Source organism: Mesorhizobium sp. M0011, from assembly GCF_040324155.1.
Classification (GTDB): Bacteria; Pseudomonadota; Alphaproteobacteria; order Rhizobiales; family Rhizobiaceae; genus Mesorhizobium.
Window position 1 is genome coordinate 1 of sequence record NZ_JAMYVQ010000008.1, and the last position, 20,158, is coordinate 20,158.

Here is a 20,158-nt window from a genome sequence, read left to right on the forward strand (position 1 = left end):
GGTCATGGTGGCGTTCCTTCGCGGGAATCGGTGACGTTGAACATCACCAGCCTGCCATGACCGCCCTCTCTCAGCGAATTTGCAGAACTCTCAGCACACTACCAAAAGGAAGTTTGGATCGCGCTCGGTTTCCCTGGCGGAGCAGAACATCGGAAGGCCGTCACTGCTCCCTCAGGGCGACAAAATTGATGGGAACATTTTAGCAAACTGTAAATTGAAGGTTCTTCTGCAGGAGGCCAAACTGTCCCAGCGGAGCGTCGACAAAGACCGGTTGGAGCGCGCAGACCGTGAGGCAAAGATTGCTAACGCGGCCGAGAGAGAGGCGCGAGATACAAAAACTGCCCGACTTCGAGAACAACGCCTTGCTGCCGAAGCCAAGGCTTCACAAATCAAGAAAGGTCGATCCGGGTGCTAGGTCGCTTTGGCCGCTGATGCTCGCGCTCGATGCTCGGCTGCTTGATCGGGCCGACTACGGTCGCTTGCCAGCCCGATGGCGATGAGGAATATAATCCTTCCGTTGCGGCGATCCCCTCAAACGGAGTTCACAAATGGCCCGATCGAAACCTTCCAAGCAGTTATCACAGGTTGAAATCGAGCGCTTTCTGGTGGCAGCGGAAGCGCTGCACCTGAGCATCGTAAAGCCGTTCATATCGCCGCACTGCGACCACTACAGACAGACACGCGTCTTACATGAGGTGCTTTTGAAAGCCGTGCGGGATGTGACCGGAAGGGAAGTCGAGTTCATCCGGTGGAACACTACTGGGCCGGTGCTACCCACTTAAGGCCTGACGTGTCGGTTAGTCCTTCTAGCAGCTTGCGCGACTCTGCGATTGTGCGGCGCGTGTCCGCGATGGCCGAAAGCATGTTGTCTGCCTCAGCGACCACATGTCGCTGGCGTCGGTGCGCCGCCATAATGAATAGCTCTAAGGCGATGTCCTCATCCATCGGGCAGCTCACGCACCCACTCGAACGTGACCTTCACGGTGAATAGCGGCTTGCTGGTGTGGTCGCGGACACGGATGGCAACTTTCCTGAAAGTTTCCGGCATCTGGTCTTTGGCTATTTCGAGTAACGCTGTTGCTGCCTCATCTTCAGCGGCTTTCCGGCTTTTAAGCTCGGTGCCTTCAGGGTCGGGAAACACTTCGCCATCGTCCGTTAGATCAAAGAAGAAGCCGGCCATATGGCCTTAATTCCTAACCCCGAAAAAGGTTTCCTTGTTGCTACTTGCTGGTTATCCAGTCCACCAAGCCAACTTCGATCTGCTCGCACCCGACATAATCGCGGACCAAGCATGAGGACATTGACGCGCTGCTCTGGTCGTTCCTACCGGAAGAAGTATTGGAAGAGGCGGTCAACGCTTCGGAAGGCGGCGCAGCCTGAACTGTCGCGTTTGGCCCGCTACCTCACGGTGGCGGGCTTTTCTCAGTCACGTTGATTCGGTTTGTGCGCGAACGTCCGCTGAAATTCGCTGCGCTTATTCGACGCTTATGTGACGAATGGGGTACAGATTCGGCTAAGTCGTTGAAAGATCTGGTACGCCCAAGGGGAATCGAACCCCTGTTACCGCCGTGAAAGGGCGGTGTCCTAACCGCTAGACGATGGGCGCGCTCAGACGAAGCGGCTTATACTGGCGTTGTGCGCAACCGGCAACCCGTCAGGTGCCACCTTGGACAACTTTTTTCCGGGCCTGCCAAATCAACGATTTCCCGAAGTTGGCGAGCTTGACGATTAGCGGGGACGCCGCATCGCTCTGCTCCGGAATGATGAAGTTGGGAAGGCTTCGGCCAATCCGATATTCGGGATGCCCAACGGAACGATCTTGGCCGCCAGCCGATCTCAGATCCGCGCTAGCCGTCACCGCCGCTGCGCCGGCGGCAGCGCCAGTTCCAGTCGCGCTCGGGGCCGACGTCGACGTGAACCGATTCTGTGTGGCAGTAGGTGCCGACGCCGCCGCGGCCGGGCATGCTTCTGATGTAGCTCGCCAGTTCCCATTTCGAAACGCCGGGCACCTGGATGTCGGCGGCGGCGCAATACATGTGCAGCGAATTTTTGGCGCCGTTGGCGCGCCGGTTGCGGGCCGGGTCGCGATAGCCTGACGTCACCGTCATCTTGCGGCCGTAGTGGCCTTCGATCGTCTTCAGCACACGCACCAGCGACGGCTTCAGGCAGGCCACGTCGACGCTCTCGTTCTGCTTGAGCAGCCCGTTGGGCGCCAACCGGGCCATGCCGGCGGCTGACGCAACCTGATAGGAGCCGCCGATTGGCCCCTCATCCTCGTTGAGGTCGACGTCGCTTTCGTCATCGAGGCCGGACTTGCGCTTGATCTCGAACAGGGCCGTTTGGCGCACGCCGGGCAGGGCATCGCTGCCAGTGACGTGGCCGGTATCGCCGCCGAGCGAAGCCAACTGCGCCGGCTTGGCCGTGGAACTGGCCGAGGCAAGCGTGATGATCGGCTTTGCCGCTGGTGGCGCCGCTTTTGCCTGCGCCGGGGGCTGCTCGCCCGTCCGGGCGTTGCTGATGATGGGGGCTGGTGTCGCCGAGGCTGGCGTTGCGCCAAACATCGAGGCGAGGAAGCCTTTCTTCTTTGGTGCTTCGGCCTGCGGCATCTCGCCAGCCGTCACATAGACCGGGTTGTTCATGGCCGGAGCGGAAGCGGGCTTCGGCGCCGCCACATCGCCGTCGACCGCGGCAATCTGCTGGGCGACCGCGTCGGTTTGCTGCGCGGTCTGTGCCTGCTGCGTCAGCGATTGCGGCGTGTTTCCAACGATGGTTTCGGCGCCCGCCGGCGTGATCAGCGGAAAGGCAGCTCCCGGTTTGGACATAGGCACGTAGGCGACTTTTTCAGGCAGCGCCGTATCGCTTGCCGTCATCACCGTCGTCTGCTCGGTCGTGATATCAGACGAATCGGAGGCGATCGCCTTGCCGCTGGAGGCCGCGTTTATGTCCGATGCGGTGGCATTGTAACCGGGCATTCCGACCGACATTGTCGGGTCGCCAGCCGAAGTGCAGGAGGCCAGAAGCAAGGAGCAGAGCGCTGCCACAATGGCGCGGCGTTCTCCCTTTGCGAGGCTCCATCCTGCTGATTTCAAAGTCAAATTCCCCCTCGATGTCCGGTCGGTATATCCTTGGCGCCACACGCATGCGTCGATGCCAGGGTGACCTTTGTCTCCGATCCGGAAACGAGACCTGTGTCAAATCCGCAAGCCTGAAAGTATTTTTGCGGTGATTGCCGAATTACGGCCGCTTGATGGTTGACGACACCATTTCGCCCGCTTTTGGCGGTCCGTCAACTCACCACACATTACAGTCCGTTACACACGTACTTTCACATAGGTGCCGGGAGCATCACCCAAGGTTTTCATATGCTTGCCCGGTTTGCGGGCAGGCACGCGGGTGTTGTCCTTGGCCTCTATCCAGTCTTGCCAGTGCGGCCACCAGGATCCTGGATGGTCGGTGGCATTGGCTATCCACTGGCTGAAGTCGCCCGTCGGCGTACCCCCGGTCCAATACTGGTATTTGTTGGATGCCGGCGGATTGACGACCCCTGCGATATGACCCGACCCGGCCATCACATACTCGACCGCGCCGCCGAAATATTTCGAGCCGAGGAACACCGAAAGCGCCGGCGCGATGTGATCTTCCTTGGAGGCGAGGTTGTAGACCGGGATGGTGATGTCCCCGAGCGAAACCGTGTGGCCCGCCAGTTCCATCGTGCCTTGCGAAAGGTTGTTCTCGAGATAGCAGTTGCGCAGGTAGAAAGAGTGATTGGCCGCCGCCATGCGGGTGGAATCGGCATTCCAGTAGAGCAGGTCGAAGGGCAGGGGATCCTTGCCGCGCATATAGTTGTTGACGACATAGGGCCAGATCAGGTCGCCTGAGCGCAGCATGTTGAAGGCGGTCGCCATCTTGGTGCCGTCGAGATAGCCTTTTTCGCTCATCGACTTTTCCACAGCGGCGACCTGTTCTTCGTCGACGAACACTTTCAGGTCGCCGGCATGGGTGAAGTCGACCTGCGTGGTGAAGAACGTAGCCGATTTTATGCGGTCGTCGCCCTCTTGCGCCATCAGCGCCAGTGCCGCCGCCAAAAGCGTGCCGCCGACGCAATAGCCGATCGCGTTGACGTCGCGTTCGCCGGTGGCCTTCTCGACCGTGTCGAGGCCGTATTGCAGACCCTCGCGGATATAGGCTTCCCAGTTCTTGGTGCCGTGGCGCTCGTCCGGATTGATCCAGGAGATGACGAACACGGTGTGGCCCTGTTCAACCGCCCAGCGAATGAAGGACTTCTGCGGGTTCAGATCGAGGATGTAGAATTTGTTGATCCATGGCGGGCAGATCAGCAGGGGCCGCTTGAGCACCATCTCGGTCGCCGGGTCGTACTGGATGATTTCGGCGACGTCGCTGCGGCCGACCACCTTTCCGGGGGTGGTGGCGATGTTCCGGCCGATCTCGAAGGGGGAGTAGTCGGCCTGCCGCAGCTTCAGGTCGCCCTTGCCGGCGGCGATGTCCTCGGCCAGCATCTTCATGCCGCGCACCAGGTTTTCGCCGTTCGAGGCGACGGTTTCACGGAACAGTTCCGGATTGGTCAGGATGAAATTCGACGGCGAGATGGCGTTGGACACCTGCTTGACGTAAAACCCGGCCTTGTGGCGGGTGTGCTCGTCCAGACCTTCGGCGTGCTCGACCAGATCGGCCGCCCAGCGCGAGGTGACGAGATAGGCCTGCTTGAGGAAATCGAAGAAGGCGTTGCGGCCCCATTCCGGGTCGAGGAAGCGCTTGTCCCCGCGCTCCGGCTTGACCGCGTCTTCGGTGTCTTGCGCGGCGTTGCTGGTGCGCTGAATGGCGTTGGCCCAGACCGTCATATAGCCGGAGAACAACCGCGTCTGCGCTTCCAGCGCGCGCTGCGGATCGGCAAGCCAGTATTCGCTGAGCTTGGAAAAGGTCTTCACCATATCGACAACGGGCTCGGCGACATGGTCGCGCACGTCGCCTTTTTCGCGCGGCTCAGCCCAGGCGGAAGCTGCCTTGCCGGCCTGCTCGATCATGCGCGCCATGTTCAGGGCGAAGCGTTCCGGGTCCTTCACCAGATATTGCTCGACGGTCGAAGGCTCGTCATCTTCCGCTTTGCCCGAATCGGGTGTTTTGGACATGGTTGGCGGGGTTCCTCCCGAGGCCTTTTCTTGACATATTAACATGGGACATCCGACCGGGCCAATCTCGCTCTACCTCGGCTGCCAGGGAAACAATATGACGATTAATATTGGCGAGACTGTTTTTTTCGGTGCCGGACGTTTTTGCCGCATCGGCGTGGCGATCGTCCTCATGGGGATTGCCGGGTGCTCGAGCACCAACACGAATGGCCCGACGCCTGTCGCTGCGGGTACGGGGCCGAAGGATACCGGCACCTTTCCGAACCTGAACATCAAGCCGCAAGTGGCGGCGTCGCAGTTCACCGAAGCCGAGAAGAACGCCAAGCTCGCGCAATTGAAGGCGGATGAGAATGCGCAGGCGGCAAAGGGCGGCGGCCCGAAGGTCGCCAACCAGGCGGCGCTGACGGATCTGGCCAAGAAGCATGGCGACGAAACGCTGAGGCAGATCGAAGCCAAATGCGACCCCACCCTCGACCCTACCTGCAAATAAGTATATAGCGCGCGCCCAACACCCCTTCGCTGTCTGGAACTGCCATGGAAGAATTTCACAAGGTTCGCCGGCTTCCGCCTTACGTGTTCGAGCAGGTCAACCGGCTCAAGGCCAGCGCCCGATCGCGTGGCGCCGACATCATCGACCTCGGCATGGGCAATCCGGACCTGCCGACGCCCAAGGCTATCGTCGACAAATTGTGCGAGGTCGTGCGCGACCCGCGCACGCATCGCTATTCCTCGTCGCGCGGCATTCCGGGCCTGCGTCGCGCCCAGGCCGCCTACTATGGCAGGCGCTTCGGCGTGAAGCTCAACCCCGACACGCAAGTGGTGGCCACGCTTGGCTCGAAGGAAGGCTTCGCCAACATGGCGCAGGCGATCACGGCGCCCGGCGACGTGATCCTGTGCCCGAACCCGACCTATCCGATCCATGCCTTCGGCTTCATCATGTCGGGCGGCGTCATCCGCTCTTTGCAGGTGGAGCCCAATGACGGCTTCATCCCGGCGCTCGAGCGCGGCGTCAAGCATTCGATCCCGAAGCCGTTGGCGCTGATCCTCAACTATCCGTCGAACCCGACGGCTCTGGTCGCTTCGCTCGATTTCTACAAGGACGTGGTCGCCTTCGCCAAGAAGAACGACATCATCATCCTGTCCGACCTTGCCTATTCGGAGATCTATTTCGACGGCAATCCGCCGCCCTCGGTGCTGCAGGTACCGGGCGCGATCGACGTCTGTGTCGAGTTCACCTCGATGTCGAAGACCTTCTCGATGCCGGGTTGGCGCATGGGCTTTGCCGTCGGCAACGAGCGGCTGATCTCGGCTCTGACGCGGGTGAAATCCTACCTCGATTACGGCGCCTTCACGCCGATCCAGGTGGCGGCGGCACACGCGCTCAACGGCGACGGCGCCGACATCGCCGAGGTGCGCGATATCTATCACAAGCGCCGCGACGTGATGGTCGATGCCTTCGGCCGCGCTGGCTGGACCATTCCGGCACCGGCGGCATCGATGTTCGCCTGGGCGCCAATCCCGGAGCCGTTCCGACATCTCGGCTCGCTCGAATTCTCCAAGCTGCTCATCGAACATGCCGACGTGGCCGTGGCGCCCGGTGTCGGCTTCGGCGAGCATGGCGACGAATTCGTGCGCGTTGCTCTGGTCGAGAACGAGCACAGGATCCGGCAGGCGGCGCGCAACATCAAGCGCTTCCTGTCGACCAGCGCCAAGCAGCCCAACAATGTCGTGCCGCTCTCCGCTCACCGGTAAGCTTGCCGCACGCAAATTCGATCTGACTTTGAGGGACGTCGCCGGACATGGCTGAAGCATTGCGTGTTGGAATTGCCGGCCTCGGCACGGTCGGCTCGTCGGTGGCGCGTGTGCTGCGCGACAAGGCGGCGGAACTGACCCGCCAGTGCGGGCGTGACGTGATCGTCACCGCCGTCTCGGCGCGTGACCCGAAGCGCGATCGCGGCGTCGATCTCAGCTCGGCAAAGTGGTTCGACGATCCGGTCAAGATGGCGCAGACCGCCGAAATCGACGTGTTCGTCGAACTGATCGGCGGCGACGAGGGTCCGTCGCGCTCATCGGTGAAAGCGGCACTCGAAGCCGGCCGTCACGTCGTCACCGCCAACAAGGCGCTGCTGGCCAAGCATGGCGTGGCGCTGGCCGAGATCGCCGAGAAGAAGGGCGTGCTGCTCAACTACGAGGCGGCGGTGGCGGGCGGCATTCCCGTCATCAAGACGATGCGCGAGGCGATGGCCGGCAATTCGGTCACCCGCGTGTTCGGCATCCTCAACGGCACCTGCAACTACATCCTGACGCGCATGGAGGCCGAGGGCATCTCGTTTGATGCTTGCCTGAAGGACGCGCAGCGGCTGGGCTATGCCGAAGCCGATCCGACCTTCGACATCGAGGGCCACGACACCGCGCACAAGCTGTCGATCCTGACCAGCCTTGCCTTTGGCACCAGGATCGCCGCCAATGACATCTATATGGAGGGCATCTCCAACATCACCCAGGCCGACATCCGCGCGGCCGCCGATCTTGGCTACCGGATCAAGTTGCTGGGTGTCGCCCAGCGCACCGAGAGCGGCATCGAGCAGCGCGTGCATCCGACGATGGTGCCGACCGCATCGGTCATCGCGCAGGTGCATGGCGTCACCAATGCGGTGGCGATCGAGACCGACATTCTGGGCGAACTGCTGCTATCAGGCCCCGGTGCCGGCGGCAACGCCACCGCCTCGGCCGTCATCGGCGACATCGCCGACATCGCCAAGAGCCGGCCAGGCTTCCAGCATGGTCCGGTCTTCGGACGGCCAGCGAAGGAGCTGAAACCCTACAAGAAGGCGCAGATGCGCAGCCATGCCGGCGGCTATTTCATCCGGCTGACCGTGCATGACCGCATCGGCGTGTTCGCGGCAATCGCAAAGCGCATGGCCGATAATGACATTTCATTGGAATCGATCGTTCAGCACGCGGTCAATGGCGAGGCGGCTGCACAGAAGACGGTGATCCTCGTCACCCACGAGACGACCGAGGCTGCTGTGCGCAAGGCCGTCGACGGCATCACCAAGGATGGCCATCTGACCGACAAGCCGCAGGTCATCCGCATCGAGCGGGCAGGGTAGCTTTTGCCCGATAGGCCCTGCGGGACAGGGATCCCGCAGGCATTGAGGTCCGGTCTGGGTGGGGACAGCCGCCACACGGGAACGAATTGGTGTCGTCGCCGTTCTCTTGGTCAGCAACCAGAGGAACCGCTTCATGGCCGATACCAACAAGTCCGACACCCCTAATATCGACGACATCCAGAAGACGCTGGAAAAGCAGATTGCCGATTTGCGCAAGGAGATCACCAAGATCAACAAGAGCATTTCGGCGCGGGGCGCGGAAATGCTCGATGACGCCAGCGAACAGGCGTCCGAGTTCTACGACACGGCGGCGAACCGCGCGTCGCGAACCGCACAGCAGTTGCGCAGCCAAGCTCAGTCCGTCTCGGAAGTAGCGCGCGAAAACCCCGGTACTACGACTGCCCTGGTCGGCGTGATCGGTTTGCTCGGCTTTATGGCCGGTTTTGCCATAGGTCAGTCGACGAACGATACGTCGCGCCGCTGGTATTGACCACGGCGCGATAGGGCCGGGTTTGCCGGCTCGTTTCCTTGTTTCAGCACATCATTTTTAAGGAGGGCACTGTGGCTTCATCCGCCTTGATCAGCATCCTGATCACATTCCTCGTCATCATCCTCGTTCTCTATCTTGTTCAGCGCCTGCCGCTCGACGGCCGGATGAGGCAGATCGTGCAGGTTATCGTCCTCATAATCGGCATCATTTCGCTGCTCAAATATCTTGCGGTTTTCTAGCGCCGAAGAGTCTAACTTTCGCTTTTCAAGGCCGGCCCGGTTCATTGCGGCCGGCTGGCCTTGTTTCAAAAATGCGTTTTAATCGATTGATATTGCTGACTATTCGATAAATCTTCCGCAGGTCTTGCCGTTGTCATGCTCGTTTGACAAAACAGGCCCGCCTCCGGCGGGGGGCCGCATTGGCAACGAGGAAATCACCAGATGAATGTGGCCCAGAACATCGTCGCCGGCCTTGACCGGATACTCACCATGGAACTGGTGCGCGTCACCGAACGAGCCGCCGTCGCGGCCGCCAGGCTGCGCGGGCGCGGCGACGAAAAGACGGCCGACCAGGTAGCCGTGGATGCCATGCGCCAGGAGCTCAACCGGCTTTCCATCAAGGGCACGGTGGTGATCGGCGAAGGCGAACGGGATGAGGCGCCGATGCTCTACATCGGCGAGGAAGTCGGCACTGGCAAAGGTCCGGCCGTCGATATCGCGCTCGATCCGCTCGAAGGCACGACGATTTGCGCCAAGAACCTGCCCAATGCACTCGCGGTCATCGCGATCGCCGAAAAGGGCAGCCTGCTGTTCGCGCCCGACGTCTACATGGACAAGATCGCCATCGGTCCGGGCTATGCGGACGGCGTCATCGACATCGATGCCTCGGCGGCTGAGAACATCGCCAGCCTCGCTCGGGCCAAGGGCGTCGCTGTATCGGAAATCACCACCTGCATTCTCGACCGGCCGCGCCATGCCAAGCTGATCGATGCCGTGCGCGCCACGGGGGCCGCGATCCGGCTGATCGGCGATGGCGATGTCGCCGGCGTCATCCACACCACGGACCCGGAAGAAACCGGCATCGATATTTATCTGGGCACTGGCGGAGCACCCGAGGGCGTGCTGGCCGCTGCCGCGCTGCGCTGCACCGGCGGCCAGATGCAGGGCAGACTGATCCTCGACACGGCGGAAAAGGTTGCTCGCGCGGCAAAGATGGGTATTTCCAATCCGAAACGGGTCTATCGGACGGAGGACATGGCGCGCGGCGATGTGTTGTTCGCGGCCACCGGTGTCACCGACGGCAACATGCTGGCTGGCGTCAAGTTCGGCCACAATTACATCACCACCCACACGATCGTGCTGCGCTCGTCGTCGCGGACGGTGCGCGAGATCAAGGCCCGCCATCAGGATCTGGATAAGTTCTGACGCTCGCTTGCGAAGCCGCCTTGCAATTGTTAGCCATTCGGGCGCATCCGATGATGGCTGCAGGGATTTGACGATGAAACCGTTCGACTGGCATGCGGATCCGATTTCGCGTGCCACCGCCATCACAAAGTCCTATCGCAACACCCAGAATGTGCGTCGCTTTCTCATCCGGGAATGCGGCAACGCATTCATGTTCGACCGGCCTTTCATGGCCTGGCTCAAGGACGGTGTGGAAAAGACGATGGGCGATGCGGCCGACGAATGGCTTAGGCGACAGGCTGAAAAGCGGAAAGCGCAGTTTTCTTGACCTATTCCGGGACGGCGCACACCCGTGAATCGCATGGCTTTGCCCGCCTTTGGCCTATAGAGCGTCGCGTGAACGTGACGCGCTTGAAATTGTTGCCAATGCAGGTCGTGGCCTCAAAACCGCTGCGCACTTATGGGCGGCATGCATTGTCGTGCGGCCAACGATGAGTTGGCAAAGCGTATGACCGGCGAAAAACGCCTCTTCCTCGATGTCAGGCAGTCGGTATCAGGGGTTTCCTGGGAACATCGGCTGACAGAACGCCAGGACATGATTGCGCTCGCCATCGCGCAAGGCCATGGCGTGCCCGACATCGTCGCGCGGGTGCTTGCCGGCCGTGGTGTCACCGCCGAACAGACCGAGCGGTTTCTCGACCCGACGATCCGCGATCTTCTGCCGGATCCGGCATCGCTGACCGACATGGACAGGGCGGCGGCCCGCATCGCCGCCGCAGTGATGGCCAGGGAAAAGGTGGCGATCTTCGGCGACTATGATGTCGACGGCGCCGCCTCGTCGGCCTTGCTGAAGCGGTTCCTCGCGCATTTCTCGGTGCCGTCGGAAATCTATATCCCGGATCGCATCTTCGAGGGCTATGGTCCCAATCCCGAGGCCATGCGCGAACTGGTTTCGCGCGGCGCGACACTGATCGTCACCGTCGATTGCGGCACCAACAGCGCCGTTTCAGTCGATGCCGCCAACGAGGCCGGGGCCGATGTCGTGGTGCTCGACCACCATCAGGTCGGCGGTGCCTTGCCGGCGGCAATTGCCGTGGTCAATCCCAATCGCGAGGACGACCTTTCCGGGCAAGGCCATCTCTGTGCCGCCGGTGTGGTCTTCCTCGCCCTAGTGCAGACGGCGAGAATCCTGCGCGGCCGCATGGCCGATGCCACACCGCCGGACCTGCTTTCGCTGCTTGATATCGTCGCCTTGGCCACAGTCTGTGACGTGGTGCCGCTGACCGGCGTCAACCGAGCCTTCGTGGTCAAAGGGCTGCAGATGGCGCGCCAGCAGAAGAACGAAGGGCTGGCGGCGCTGGCACGGGTGTCGCGCATCGGCGAGCCGATCAGCACTTTCCATCTGGCCTATCTGATCGGGCCGCGCATCAATGCCGGCGGACGCATCGGCGATGCCGCACTTGGCAGCCGGCTGCTTGCGACCGACGACCCGGTCGAGGCGCGCACCATTGCCGAGACGCTCGACCGGCTCAACCAGGAACGGCAGTTGATGGAGCAGGAGATGCTCGCGGCGGCGCGCGCCGAGGCCGATGCAGAGCTTGCCGGCGGCAATGGCCCGGCTATCGTCGTCACCGCCAGCAACAGCTGGCATCCGGGTATTGTCGGCCTGCTCGCATCGCGATTGAAGGACCACGCCCGCCGGCCGGCCTTCGCCATCGCCTTCAACACTGTGGGCATCGGCACCGGTTCGGGCCGCTCGGTCTCGGGTTTCGACCTCGGCCGGCTGGTGCGCGAGGCGGCCGTTGCGGGGCTGATCGTCAAGGGCGGCGGCCATGGCATGGCGGCGGGCATCACCGTGGAGCGGGCGAAGCTTGGTGAGCTCAGGGCGTTTTTCGAAGAGCGGGCGGCAGCCGACGTGTTCCGCCTGCAGGGCGAGGAAAGCCTGGCCATAGACGGTGCGCTTGCCGCTGAAGGCGCGACGCTCAGCCTGCTCGATGCGCTGGAGAAGGCCGGACCCTTCGGTGCCGGGCACGCTGCCCCCGTTTTCGCGCTGCCGCGCCACCGACTAGCCGATGCGCGGCCGGTCGGCACCAACCACATCCGCGTGGAGCTGCAATCGGAAAGCGGCGGCCGCATCCAGGCGATCGCCTTTCGCGCCGTCGATACCGCGCTTGGCGAATTTCTGTTCAAGAACCGGGGCAAGACGATCCACGTCGCCGGTTCGCTGTCGGGAAATTACTGGAACGGCAACCGCACCGTGCAGTTTCGCATCACCGATGCGGCGCGTGCGTAGGTTTTGATCAGGCGAGAACGGTCTGCAGCCGGGTCAACTCGCCGATCTGGGCCATCGTCGCCTGATAGCCGATGTTGATCGCCTCGTCGGCGCGGTGGAACTCGGTCAGGCCGATATGGCTGAGCTTCGGCTGCAGCGACATATCGGGCGGGTCGCCGGCAAGCCTGGCACGCGAAATGCGGTCCTGGATGATGTTGAAGGCCTCGACCATGACGCCGGTAATGCCGAGCCGCGTCTGATGCGACTGGTGCTCGGCGTCGACCTTGCCGGGCCTTGGTGCGTCCTTTTCGATGACCAGTTCGCCGGCGCTGTGTTTTATCACCGCGGCACGGCCGAACAGATCATAGTGAAGGTTGACCGCCACGACGAGCGGCTGCTCGTACGCGCGGCAGACCGAAACCGGTACGGGGTTGACCAGCGCGCCGTCGACCAGCACGCGGCCATTGCAATTCACCGGCTCGAACACGCCGGGAAGCGCATAGGAGGCGCGCATGGCGGTGATCAATGAGCCGCTCGACAGCCAGATTTCGTGGCCGGTGCGGATTTCGGAGGTGACCGCCACGAACGGCTTGGCAAGGTCCTCGAAACGAATGCCGGCCATGTGCTCGCGCAGCCTTGCATCGAGCTTCATGCCGCCGAACAGGCCGCTGCCGCGCAAATTGAGATCGAGCAGGCCGAAAATGCGGCGCTTGGTCAGGCTGCGGGCGAATTCTTCCAGTTCGTCCAGTTTACCGGCGAGATAGCAGCCGCCGACCAGCGCGCCGATCGAGGTGCCGGCGATCATCGATACTTCGATGCCGGCTTCGTCGAGCGCGCGCAGCACGCCTATATGCGCCCAGCCGCGGGCGCAACCGCCACCCAAGGCGAGCGAAATGCCTGTTTTCTTCTGGGAGTTCGTTTCGGACGCGCCGCCTGACGAGGACAGGCCGTTGGCCTCCCTGACATCTGGTCTGTTACGCAATGACGCCCACTCGAGCATCATGATCTCCCTTGTCCCACGGCTACTATACGAGCGGGCCGTATCGAAATGATGAATCTGTGTGGTCGGTGTCAGGCAGAAGGTTCAAGCTAGTGGTTTCCGATACGTTTTTTCCGCATCGAACAGCGGCTTGCTGCCGTCGTCGGCAAGCGTCCCCTTGCCATCGATCAGCCCCACCGTCCGATAAAAGCATGAACGCCGGCCAGTGTGACAGGTTGCGTCGTGGCCCAACACTTTGACGCGCAACCATATGGCATCCTGGTCACAATCCGTGAGCATCTCGACGACATGCTGAAAATTGCCTGATGTTTCGCCCTTTTTCCAAAGTTCGTCGCGCGAGCGCGACCAGTAGTGGGCTATGCCGGTCTCCAGTGTCAGTGCCAGTGCTTGCGCATTCATATGCGCAACCATCAACAGCATGCCGTCCGCGGCGTCTGTCACGATGACCGTGACCAGCCCGGCTGCATCGAAGCGCGGCGAAAACACCGCGCCTTCCTCAAGCGCTTTCTTGTCTGACGGAGCTTTTGGAAATTCCAGTGCCGACATCGCCGGTCCTTGTTTTGATGGCCGGCGAGGGCCGATCAGACCCCGCCGCCGCGCACCATGGTGACGAAACGGACCTGCTCTTCGGGCGTGTCCTTGAAAACGCCGGTGAAGGTCGAGGTCAGCGTGGTTGAACCCTGCTTGCGGATGCCGCGCATGGCCATGCACATGTGCTCGGCCTCGATCATGACGGCGACGCCGCGCGGATTGAGCACGTCCTGGATGACGCCGGCGATCTGCGCCGTCAGCGCCTCCTGGGTCTGCAGGCGGTGGGCGAAGATATCGACGACGCGGGCGATCTTGGACAGGCCGACGACCTTGCCGTCCGGAAGATAGCCGACATGCGCCTTGCCGATGATCGGCACCATATGGTGCTCGCAATGTGAATGGAATGTTATGTCCTTGACGATGACCAGATCATCGTAGCCGGCGACCTCCTCGAAGGTGCGGCCGAGCTCGTCGGCCGGGCACATGTCATAGCCGCCGAACATTTCGCGGTAGGCCTTTGCCACCCGCTTCGGAGTGTCGACCAGCCCTTCGCGGTCCGGATTGTCGCCGGTCCAGCGCAAAAGCGTGCGCACGGCGGCTTCGACTTCGGCTTCGCTCGGCCGGTCGGTGACCGGCTTTTCCATATAGGCTGACTGTGGCATGAGCTTCTTGATGACGGCATCCATAAAGGCGTCTCCCGTAGTCCCTCTCGGCGGAGGAACGAGTTGAACGGACCACGACCTTTCGGTGTCGGAAACTCGCCCCGTTTCCACCCCGTAAGCGGCGTGAACTTCCCGGCAAGGACATTGGCTTTCGTCTTCTTGTCGATACCGGACTGCCACCATTATATAAGGTCATAGCGAGCGAAAGGAAGACACGACAGCGGCAATCGCTGTTCGCTTGGCGGCGACGGATTGGAAAATAATGATAAACGAGGTCTACAACGCGAAAATTCTCGGTTTTGCCGGGAACATTGGCCGCATCGGCCGGCTCGATCATCCTGACGCAACCGCCAAGGCGCACTCCAAGCTATGCGGTTCCACGGTCACCGTCGACCTCAAGATGCAGGACGGCGTGGTCACGGACTTTGCCCATGATGTGAAGGCCTGCGCGCTCGGCCAGGCGTCGTCATCGATCATGGCGCAACATGTCGTCGGCGCGAGCGCCGAGGAATTGCGCGCGGTGCGCGACACCATGCTGAAGATGCTCAAGGAAAATGGCGCCCCGCCGGACGGTCGCTTCGCGGACCTCAAATATCTGGAGCCGGTGCGCGATTACAAGGCCCGTCATGCCTCGACCATGCTGACTTTCGACGCCGTGGTCGACGCCATCGGCCAGATCGAGAAGCGCGCCGAAGCCTGAGGGCCGGCAACCGACCGTTTACAATGCACGTCTGCTTTCGGCAAATTCGCCGCGTACCCAGTCCGCGAACGCGGCGGCCGGCTCCGACAGATCGCGCAAGCTTCTGGCCACCAGCCAATAGGCGCCGGATGCGACGTCGATGTCGAACGGCTTGACCAGCGCGCCGGACGCGATTTCTCCGCCGATCTGCAAGAGATCGCCCAGTGCAACGCCATGTCCGAGCAAGGCGGCCTGCTTTGAAAGCGACGCATCCGCCAGCATCGGCCCGCGCGCCGGCACGGCGTCGGCGGGCACGCCGGCCGCTTCGAACCAGCGCGCCCAGCCCTGGCGGTTCTCCTCGTGCAAAAGCGTGTAGCGACCAAGATCGATCGGCTTCTCGAGGGCGGGGCCCGAGGCAAGCAGCGCCGGCGATAGAACAGGTGAGTCGACTATCGAAGCAAGTTGCTCGGCTTCGCTGCGCGGCCACGCGGTGGCATGTGCGCTGAAGCGCAAGGCAAGCTCCGGCTGATCGCTGCGGAACTCGATCAGCCTTGGGTCGACCTCGAGCGAGATGTCGATGTCAGGCCGCAATTGGCGAAACCGGTTGAGCCGTGGCACCAGCCACACGGATGCAAGCGATGGCTCGACGCTGACACGGACCACGGACTGCGCCGGTGTCGCCACCAGTTCTCCAAGCAAGGTATCGATGGCGTCGAAACTTCTGACGAGCTGATCCAGCAGACGCCGGCCGGTGTCGGTCAGTTCGACGCGACGATGGTGACGTTCGAACAAGGGCTGGCGCAGGAATATCTCGAGCTCGCGGATCTGCCGGCTGATCGCTGCCTGCGAGACGAAAAGCTCCTCGGCGGCCCGGCTGAAGCTCAGATGCCGGCCCGCCGCCTCGAAGCTCCTCAATGCCGTCAGCGGCAGGCGCCCGCGCTTCATTCGCATAACCCAGGATTATCCGAAGTGGAAATTATACTCGTTTGAAGGCGAAGGCCAGCGGCCGTCTAATCGCATCAAAGGAGACCGACCATGATCCAGTTGCTGAGCATCTTTGGCGATGTCATGCGGATCGCAACGTTTCAATGGCGTGACAGAAGACAGCATGAAAAGCGTTACGAAGAGCCGACCAGTCGTGGCCGGTGGGTGGCTTCGGCTGACTGGCAGCCGTTTCGTCGTTTCCGTCCGTGACGGTGGGGCCATGCAGGGCGCGGGGATTGCGTTCTCCAGTAGAAGTCCACATCTATCGCGTGGGAAACGCGAAACGGAGACTGTGGTGCGCGACCAGCATGGGCATGCGCATATCGCCCGGCCGCCGAAACGCGGCCGTAACTGGCCCGGTCCATGGCGCAAGACGCCGGGCCGTCTCCTCGGCACGTCGCTCGTGCGCCTCTACCAGCTGACATTGTCGGGCTTTGTCGGCAATTCCTGCCGGCATCTGCCGACCTGTTCGGAATATGCCCATGAGGCGATCGCCCGCCATGGCCTGTGGGCGGGCGGTTGGATGGGATTTTTCCGAATGCTGCGCTGCGGGCCATTCGGCACGCATGGCATAGACCTCGTGCCGGAGGTGCTGGAGGATCGTTATGTCTGGTTCACGCCATGGCGGTACTGGCGGATCGGCAGCAAGCGCGGCGAAGCGCAGGGGTGATCGCGTCAGTCAGGTCCCGCCGGCTCTGCCCGTTTACGATCCGGTAGGGTTAACAACAGCCTGCACAAAGACTGCGCATTTGAGACAAAATCGAGACAAGAGACCTCGCTAAGCCGCTCCCGAACCCCCTTCTGGAGCGAGCAGAAAATGCGCAATTTCGACCGTCTTCCCTTCATCTTTGCCGGGATACTGTTCCTGCTCGCCTGGCTGCTGGGATTTCCGCTGCGCGCGCAATCGGCGCCGCTGGGGGATGTGCAGTGCACGGTGATCGCCGATGCGGCGAGCGGCAAGGCGCTCTATCAGGACGGGGTGTGCGACGAGCGGTTCAGCCCGGCTTCGACGTTCAAGGTGCCGTTGTCGCTGATCGGCTATGACAGCGGGATCCTGAGCGACGAGCACACGCCGAGCTGGGATTACAAGCCTGAATTCAACGCGGTGAAGCGGGATCAGAAGACTGTCGATCCGGCGGTCTGGGAGCGGGATTCGATCCTGTGGTTTTCCCGGGAAATCACCCGCCGGCTTGGGTCTGGGAGTTTTGCCGGTTATGTCTCGAAATTCGACTACGGCAACGCCGATGTTTCCGGCAATCCCGGCAAGAATGATGGTTTGACCAAGTCCTGGGTGAATTCCTCGCTCAAGATCACGCCGGTCGAGCAGGTCGAATTCCTGCGCAAGCTGCTGGCCCGCAAGCTGCCTGTCTCGGCCAGGGCTTACGACATGACATCAGCCATCATCCCGACCTTCCAGGCCGGAGGCTGGACGGTGCAAGGCAAGACCGGAAGCACCAGGCTGCGCAACGACGTCGACAAGGTTCAGGACAAGCGTTCGCTCGGCTGGTTCGTCGGCTGGGCGCAAAAGGATGGCCGCCAGATCGTCTTTGCGCGGCTTGTCGTCGACACCAACCGCACCGACATGCCCAAGGGCCTCAAGACCCGCGCCGCGTTCCTGAAGGACCTGCCGCTCCTCATCAAATGAACGCTGACATTTGAGCCGGGCTTTACGGAGGCGGAATCTGTCCATAAAAGACAGCCGCTGCCGGACGCATCCGGCTTTTCCCTATGCATATCGTAACCCAAAACCGCCATACACTTTTGGGCGACATGCATTTCAACCACCCGCGCTCGTTTGCGGGACTGGATAGGAGATATATATGCTGAATTCCGTTTCCCTGACATTTCCCGATGGCTCCGTCCGCGAATACGACGCGGCGATGACCGGTGCCGGCCTCGCCGAATCGATCTCGAAATCGCTGGCCAAGAAGGCGGTCGCCTATGCGATCGACGGCACGGTTCGCGATCTCACCGATCCGCTCGGCAAGTCCGGCAAGGTCGAGATCGTCACCCGCGACGACCCGCGCGCGCTGGAGCTGATCCGCCATGACGCGGCCCATGTGCTGGCGGAAGCCGTGCAGGAATTGTGGCCGGGAACGCAGGTGACCATCGGGCCGGTGATCGAGAACGGGTTCTACTACGACTTCGCCCGTAACGAGCCGTTCACGCCTGACGATTTTCCGGTGATCGAGAAGAAGATGCGCGAGATCATCGCGCGCAACAAGCCGTTCACCAGGGAAGTCTGGTCGCGCGACAGGGCGAAAAAAGTCTTTGCCGACAAGGGCGAGCGCTACAAGCTGGAGCTGATCGACGCCATTCCTGAGGATCAGGATCTCAAGATCTATGCGCAGGGCGACTGGTTCGACCTCTGCCGTGGCCCGCACATGGCCTCGACCGGGCAGATCGGCAATGCCTTCAAACTCATGAAGGTGGCCGGCGCCTATTGGCGCGGGGATTCGAACAACCCGATGCTGACCCGCATCTACGGCACGGCCTGGACCGACCAGGCGCAGCTCGAAGCCTACCAGATGATGCTTGAGGAGGCCGAGAAGCGCGACCACAGGAAGATCGGCCGTGAGATGGACCTGTTCCATTTCCAGGAAGAGGGACCGGGCGTCGTCTTCTGGCATGCCAAGGGCTGGAAGATGTTCCAGAACCTGGTCAACTACATGCGCCGCCGCCTCGACGAGCAGGGCTATCAGGAGGTCAACGCGCCGCAGGTGCTCGATAAGAGCCTGTGGGAGACGTCAGGCCATTGGGGCTGGTATCGCGACGCCATGTTCAAGGTGACGGTCGCCGGCGACGACACCGATGACGACCGGGTCTTCGCGTTGAAGCCGATGAACTGTCCGGGCCATGTGCAGATTTTCAAGCATGGATTGAAGTCCTATCGCGATCTACCCGTAAAACTTGCGGAATTCGGCAATGTGCATCGCTACGAGCCGTCGGGCGCGCTGCACGGGCTGATGCGTGTGCGCGGCTTCACGCAGGACGATGCGCACATCTTCTGCACCGAGGAGCAGCTGGCCGCGGAGTGCCTGCGCATCAACGACCTGATCCTGTCGACCTATGCTGATTTCGGTTTTGACGAAATCAGCGTCAAGCTTTCGACGCGGCCCGACAAACGCGTCGGCACCGACGAAGCCTGGGATCACGCCGAGGCGATCATGGGCAGCGTGCTGGAGACGATCAGGACACGATCCGGCAATCGCATCAAGACCTCGATCAATCCGGGCGAAGGCGCCTTCTACGGACCGAAATTCGAATATGTGCTCAAGGATGCTATCGGCCGCGAATGGCAGTGCGGCACGACGCAGGTCGACTTCAACCTGCCGGAACGGTTCGGCGCCTTCTATATCGGCTCCGATTCCGAGAAGAAGCAGCCTGTGATGGTGCACCGCGCCATCTGCGGTTCGATGGAGCGCTTCCTCGGCATCCTGATCGAGAACTATTCCGGCCATTTCCCGCTGTGGTTCGCGCCGCTGCAGGTGGTGGTGGCGACGATCACCTCGGATGCCGACGGCTATGCGACCGAAGTGGTGGCAAAGCTGAAGGCCGCCGGGCTGTTGGCGGAAGCGGATTTGCGCAACGAGAAGATCAACTACAAGGTCCGCGAACACTCGCTGGCCAAGGTTCCGGTCATCCTCGTCTGCGGCAAGCGCGAGGCGGAAGAGCAGACGGTCAACATGCGCCGGCTGGGCTCACGCGACCAGGAATCGCTTGGCCTTGACCAGGCGATCGCGCAATTGACCGAAGAAGCCGTCACGCCCGACCGCAGGCGCAAACGCGCTGCCTGATCGGCATAGTTTTTCGGCCAAATGGCGGTGGAGCGATCCACCGCCATTTTCATATCCTTGTCACGCCGACCTTGTAACGA

At 61.9% G+C, this 20,158-nt stretch carries 21 protein-coding genes and 1 tRNA gene; 14 read left to right on the forward strand and 8 right to left on the reverse strand.

The window, feature by feature from the left end; translation table 11 throughout:
- Window positions 1-548: 548 nt before the first annotated feature.
- Entirely contained in the window at window positions 549-782 is a 234-nt protein-coding gene (locus NKK51_RS11345) for a hypothetical protein (protein ID WP_352552867.1), read from the forward strand.
- A 155-nt stretch (window positions 783-937) separates the two neighbouring features.
- Here NKK51_RS11345 and NKK51_RS11350 read toward each other — a convergent pair whose 3' ends face one another.
- The 4 genes from NKK51_RS11350 to phaC all read right to left on the reverse strand — a co-directional run bounded on the left by NKK51_RS11350 (window position 938) and on the right by phaC (window position 5,147).
- Window positions 938-1,180, reverse strand: a complete 243-nt coding sequence (locus NKK51_RS11350) for a DUF6894 family protein (protein ID WP_352552868.1) — start codon at window positions 1,178-1,180, stop codon at window positions 938-940.
- 351 nt (window positions 1,181-1,531) lie between these two features.
- A tRNA-Glu gene (locus NKK51_RS11355) sits at window positions 1,532-1,606 on the reverse strand.
- A 241-nt stretch (window positions 1,607-1,847) separates the two neighbouring features.
- Window positions 1,848-3,095, reverse strand: a complete 1,248-nt coding sequence (locus NKK51_RS11360) for a YcbK family protein (protein ID WP_352552870.1) — start codon at window positions 3,093-3,095, stop codon at window positions 1,848-1,850.
- Window positions 3,096-3,311: 216 nt separating this feature from the next.
- Complete coding sequence (gene phaC, locus NKK51_RS11365) at window positions 3,312-5,147, reverse strand: class I poly(R)-hydroxyalkanoic acid synthase (protein ID WP_352552871.1); 1,836 nt, start codon at window positions 5,145-5,147, stop codon at window positions 3,312-3,314.
- 43 nt (window positions 5,148-5,190) lie between these two features.
- Here phaC and NKK51_RS11370 point away from each other — a divergent pair, with 43 nt between their 5' ends.
- The 8 genes from NKK51_RS11370 (at window position 5,191) to recJ (ending at window position 12,446) form a co-directional block, all read left to right on the forward strand.
- The gene (locus NKK51_RS11370) at window positions 5,191-5,637 is read left to right on the forward strand and encodes a hypothetical protein (RefSeq protein ID WP_352552873.1); all 447 of its coding nucleotides are present in this window, start codon (window positions 5,191-5,193) and stop codon (window positions 5,635-5,637) included.
- Window positions 5,638-5,681: 44 nt separating this feature from the next.
- Window positions 5,682-6,899 carry an LL-diaminopimelate aminotransferase gene (locus tag NKK51_RS11375; protein ID WP_352440223.1) on the forward strand — a complete coding sequence of 406 codons (1,218 nt, stop codon included), beginning with the start codon at window positions 5,682-5,684 and terminating at the stop codon, window positions 6,897-6,899.
- Between the two features lie 47 nt (window positions 6,900-6,946).
- Window positions 6,947-8,260, forward strand: coding sequence for a homoserine dehydrogenase (locus tag NKK51_RS11380; RefSeq protein ID WP_127297153.1), 1,314 nt, complete (start codon window positions 6,947-6,949; stop codon window positions 8,258-8,260).
- A gap of 133 nt (window positions 8,261-8,393) precedes the next feature.
- Entirely contained in the window at window positions 8,394-8,750 is a 357-nt protein-coding gene (locus NKK51_RS11385; protein ID WP_352552875.1) for a hypothetical protein, read from the forward strand.
- Window positions 8,751-8,821: 71 nt separating this feature from the next.
- Window positions 8,822-8,989 (forward strand): Thivi_2564 family membrane protein, encoded by a 168-nt coding sequence (locus NKK51_RS11390; RefSeq protein WP_023810476.1) that lies wholly within the window; start codon window positions 8,822-8,824, stop codon window positions 8,987-8,989.
- A gap of 201 nt (window positions 8,990-9,190) precedes the next feature.
- Complete coding sequence (gene glpX, locus NKK51_RS11395; RefSeq protein ID WP_352440226.1) at window positions 9,191-10,174, forward strand: class II fructose-bisphosphatase; 984 nt, start codon at window positions 9,191-9,193, stop codon at window positions 10,172-10,174.
- Between the two features lie 73 nt (window positions 10,175-10,247).
- Window positions 10,248-10,481: a DUF6434 domain-containing protein gene (locus NKK51_RS11400; protein WP_023810478.1), complete on the forward strand. Its 234-nt coding sequence runs from the start codon at window positions 10,248-10,250 to the stop codon at window positions 10,479-10,481.
- A 180-nt stretch (window positions 10,482-10,661) separates the two neighbouring features.
- On the forward strand, window positions 10,662-12,446 hold the full coding sequence (gene recJ, locus NKK51_RS11405) for a single-stranded-DNA-specific exonuclease RecJ (RefSeq protein WP_352552877.1): 1,785 nt from the start codon (window positions 10,662-10,664) through the stop codon (window positions 12,444-12,446).
- 7 nt (window positions 12,447-12,453) lie between these two features.
- Here the strand turns inward: recJ and NKK51_RS11410 are convergent, their stop codons facing one another.
- From NKK51_RS11410 to folE, 3 genes are all read right to left on the reverse strand, one after another.
- Window positions 12,454-13,428 (reverse strand): patatin family protein, encoded by a 975-nt coding sequence (locus NKK51_RS11410; RefSeq protein WP_196815316.1) that lies wholly within the window; start codon window positions 13,426-13,428, stop codon window positions 12,454-12,456.
- Between the two features lie 81 nt (window positions 13,429-13,509).
- On the reverse strand, window positions 13,510-13,971 hold the full coding sequence (gene hisI / locus NKK51_RS11415) for a phosphoribosyl-AMP cyclohydrolase (RefSeq protein WP_023810481.1): 462 nt from the start codon (window positions 13,969-13,971) through the stop codon (window positions 13,510-13,512).
- A 35-nt stretch (window positions 13,972-14,006) separates the two neighbouring features.
- Window positions 14,007-14,642 carry a GTP cyclohydrolase I FolE gene (gene folE, locus NKK51_RS11420; protein WP_023810482.1) on the reverse strand — a complete coding sequence of 212 codons (636 nt, stop codon included), beginning with the start codon at window positions 14,640-14,642 and terminating at the stop codon, window positions 14,007-14,009.
- A gap of 238 nt (window positions 14,643-14,880) precedes the next feature.
- Between folE and NKK51_RS11425 the strand changes: the two genes are divergently transcribed.
- On the forward strand, window positions 14,881-15,318 hold the full coding sequence (locus tag NKK51_RS11425) for an iron-sulfur cluster assembly scaffold protein (RefSeq protein WP_352552879.1): 438 nt from the start codon (window positions 14,881-14,883) through the stop codon (window positions 15,316-15,318).
- A gap of 18 nt (window positions 15,319-15,336) precedes the next feature.
- Here the strand turns inward: NKK51_RS11425 and NKK51_RS11430 are convergent, their stop codons facing one another.
- Window positions 15,337-16,242, reverse strand: a complete 906-nt coding sequence (locus NKK51_RS11430) for a LysR substrate-binding domain-containing protein (protein ID WP_352552880.1) — start codon at window positions 16,240-16,242, stop codon at window positions 15,337-15,339.
- 90 nt (window positions 16,243-16,332) lie between these two features.
- Here NKK51_RS11430 and NKK51_RS11435 point away from each other — a divergent pair, with 90 nt between their 5' ends.
- The 4 genes from NKK51_RS11435 (at window position 16,333) to thrS (ending at window position 20,078) form a co-directional block, all read left to right on the forward strand.
- Complete coding sequence (locus NKK51_RS11435; RefSeq protein ID WP_081734812.1) at window positions 16,333-16,491, forward strand: hypothetical protein; 159 nt, start codon at window positions 16,333-16,335, stop codon at window positions 16,489-16,491.
- 85 nt (window positions 16,492-16,576) lie between these two features.
- On the forward strand, window positions 16,577-16,951 hold the full coding sequence (gene yidD, locus NKK51_RS11440; RefSeq protein WP_023810485.1) for a membrane protein insertion efficiency factor YidD: 375 nt from the start codon (window positions 16,577-16,579) through the stop codon (window positions 16,949-16,951).
- Between the two features lie 147 nt (window positions 16,952-17,098).
- Entirely contained in the window at window positions 17,099-17,926 is an 828-nt protein-coding gene (gene blaOXA / locus NKK51_RS11445; protein WP_352552882.1) for a class D beta-lactamase, read from the forward strand.
- 175 nt (window positions 17,927-18,101) lie between these two features.
- Entirely contained in the window at window positions 18,102-20,078 is a 1,977-nt protein-coding gene (gene thrS / locus NKK51_RS11450) for a threonine--tRNA ligase (RefSeq protein WP_352552884.1), read from the forward strand.
- Window positions 20,079-20,158 lie beyond the last annotated feature (80 nt).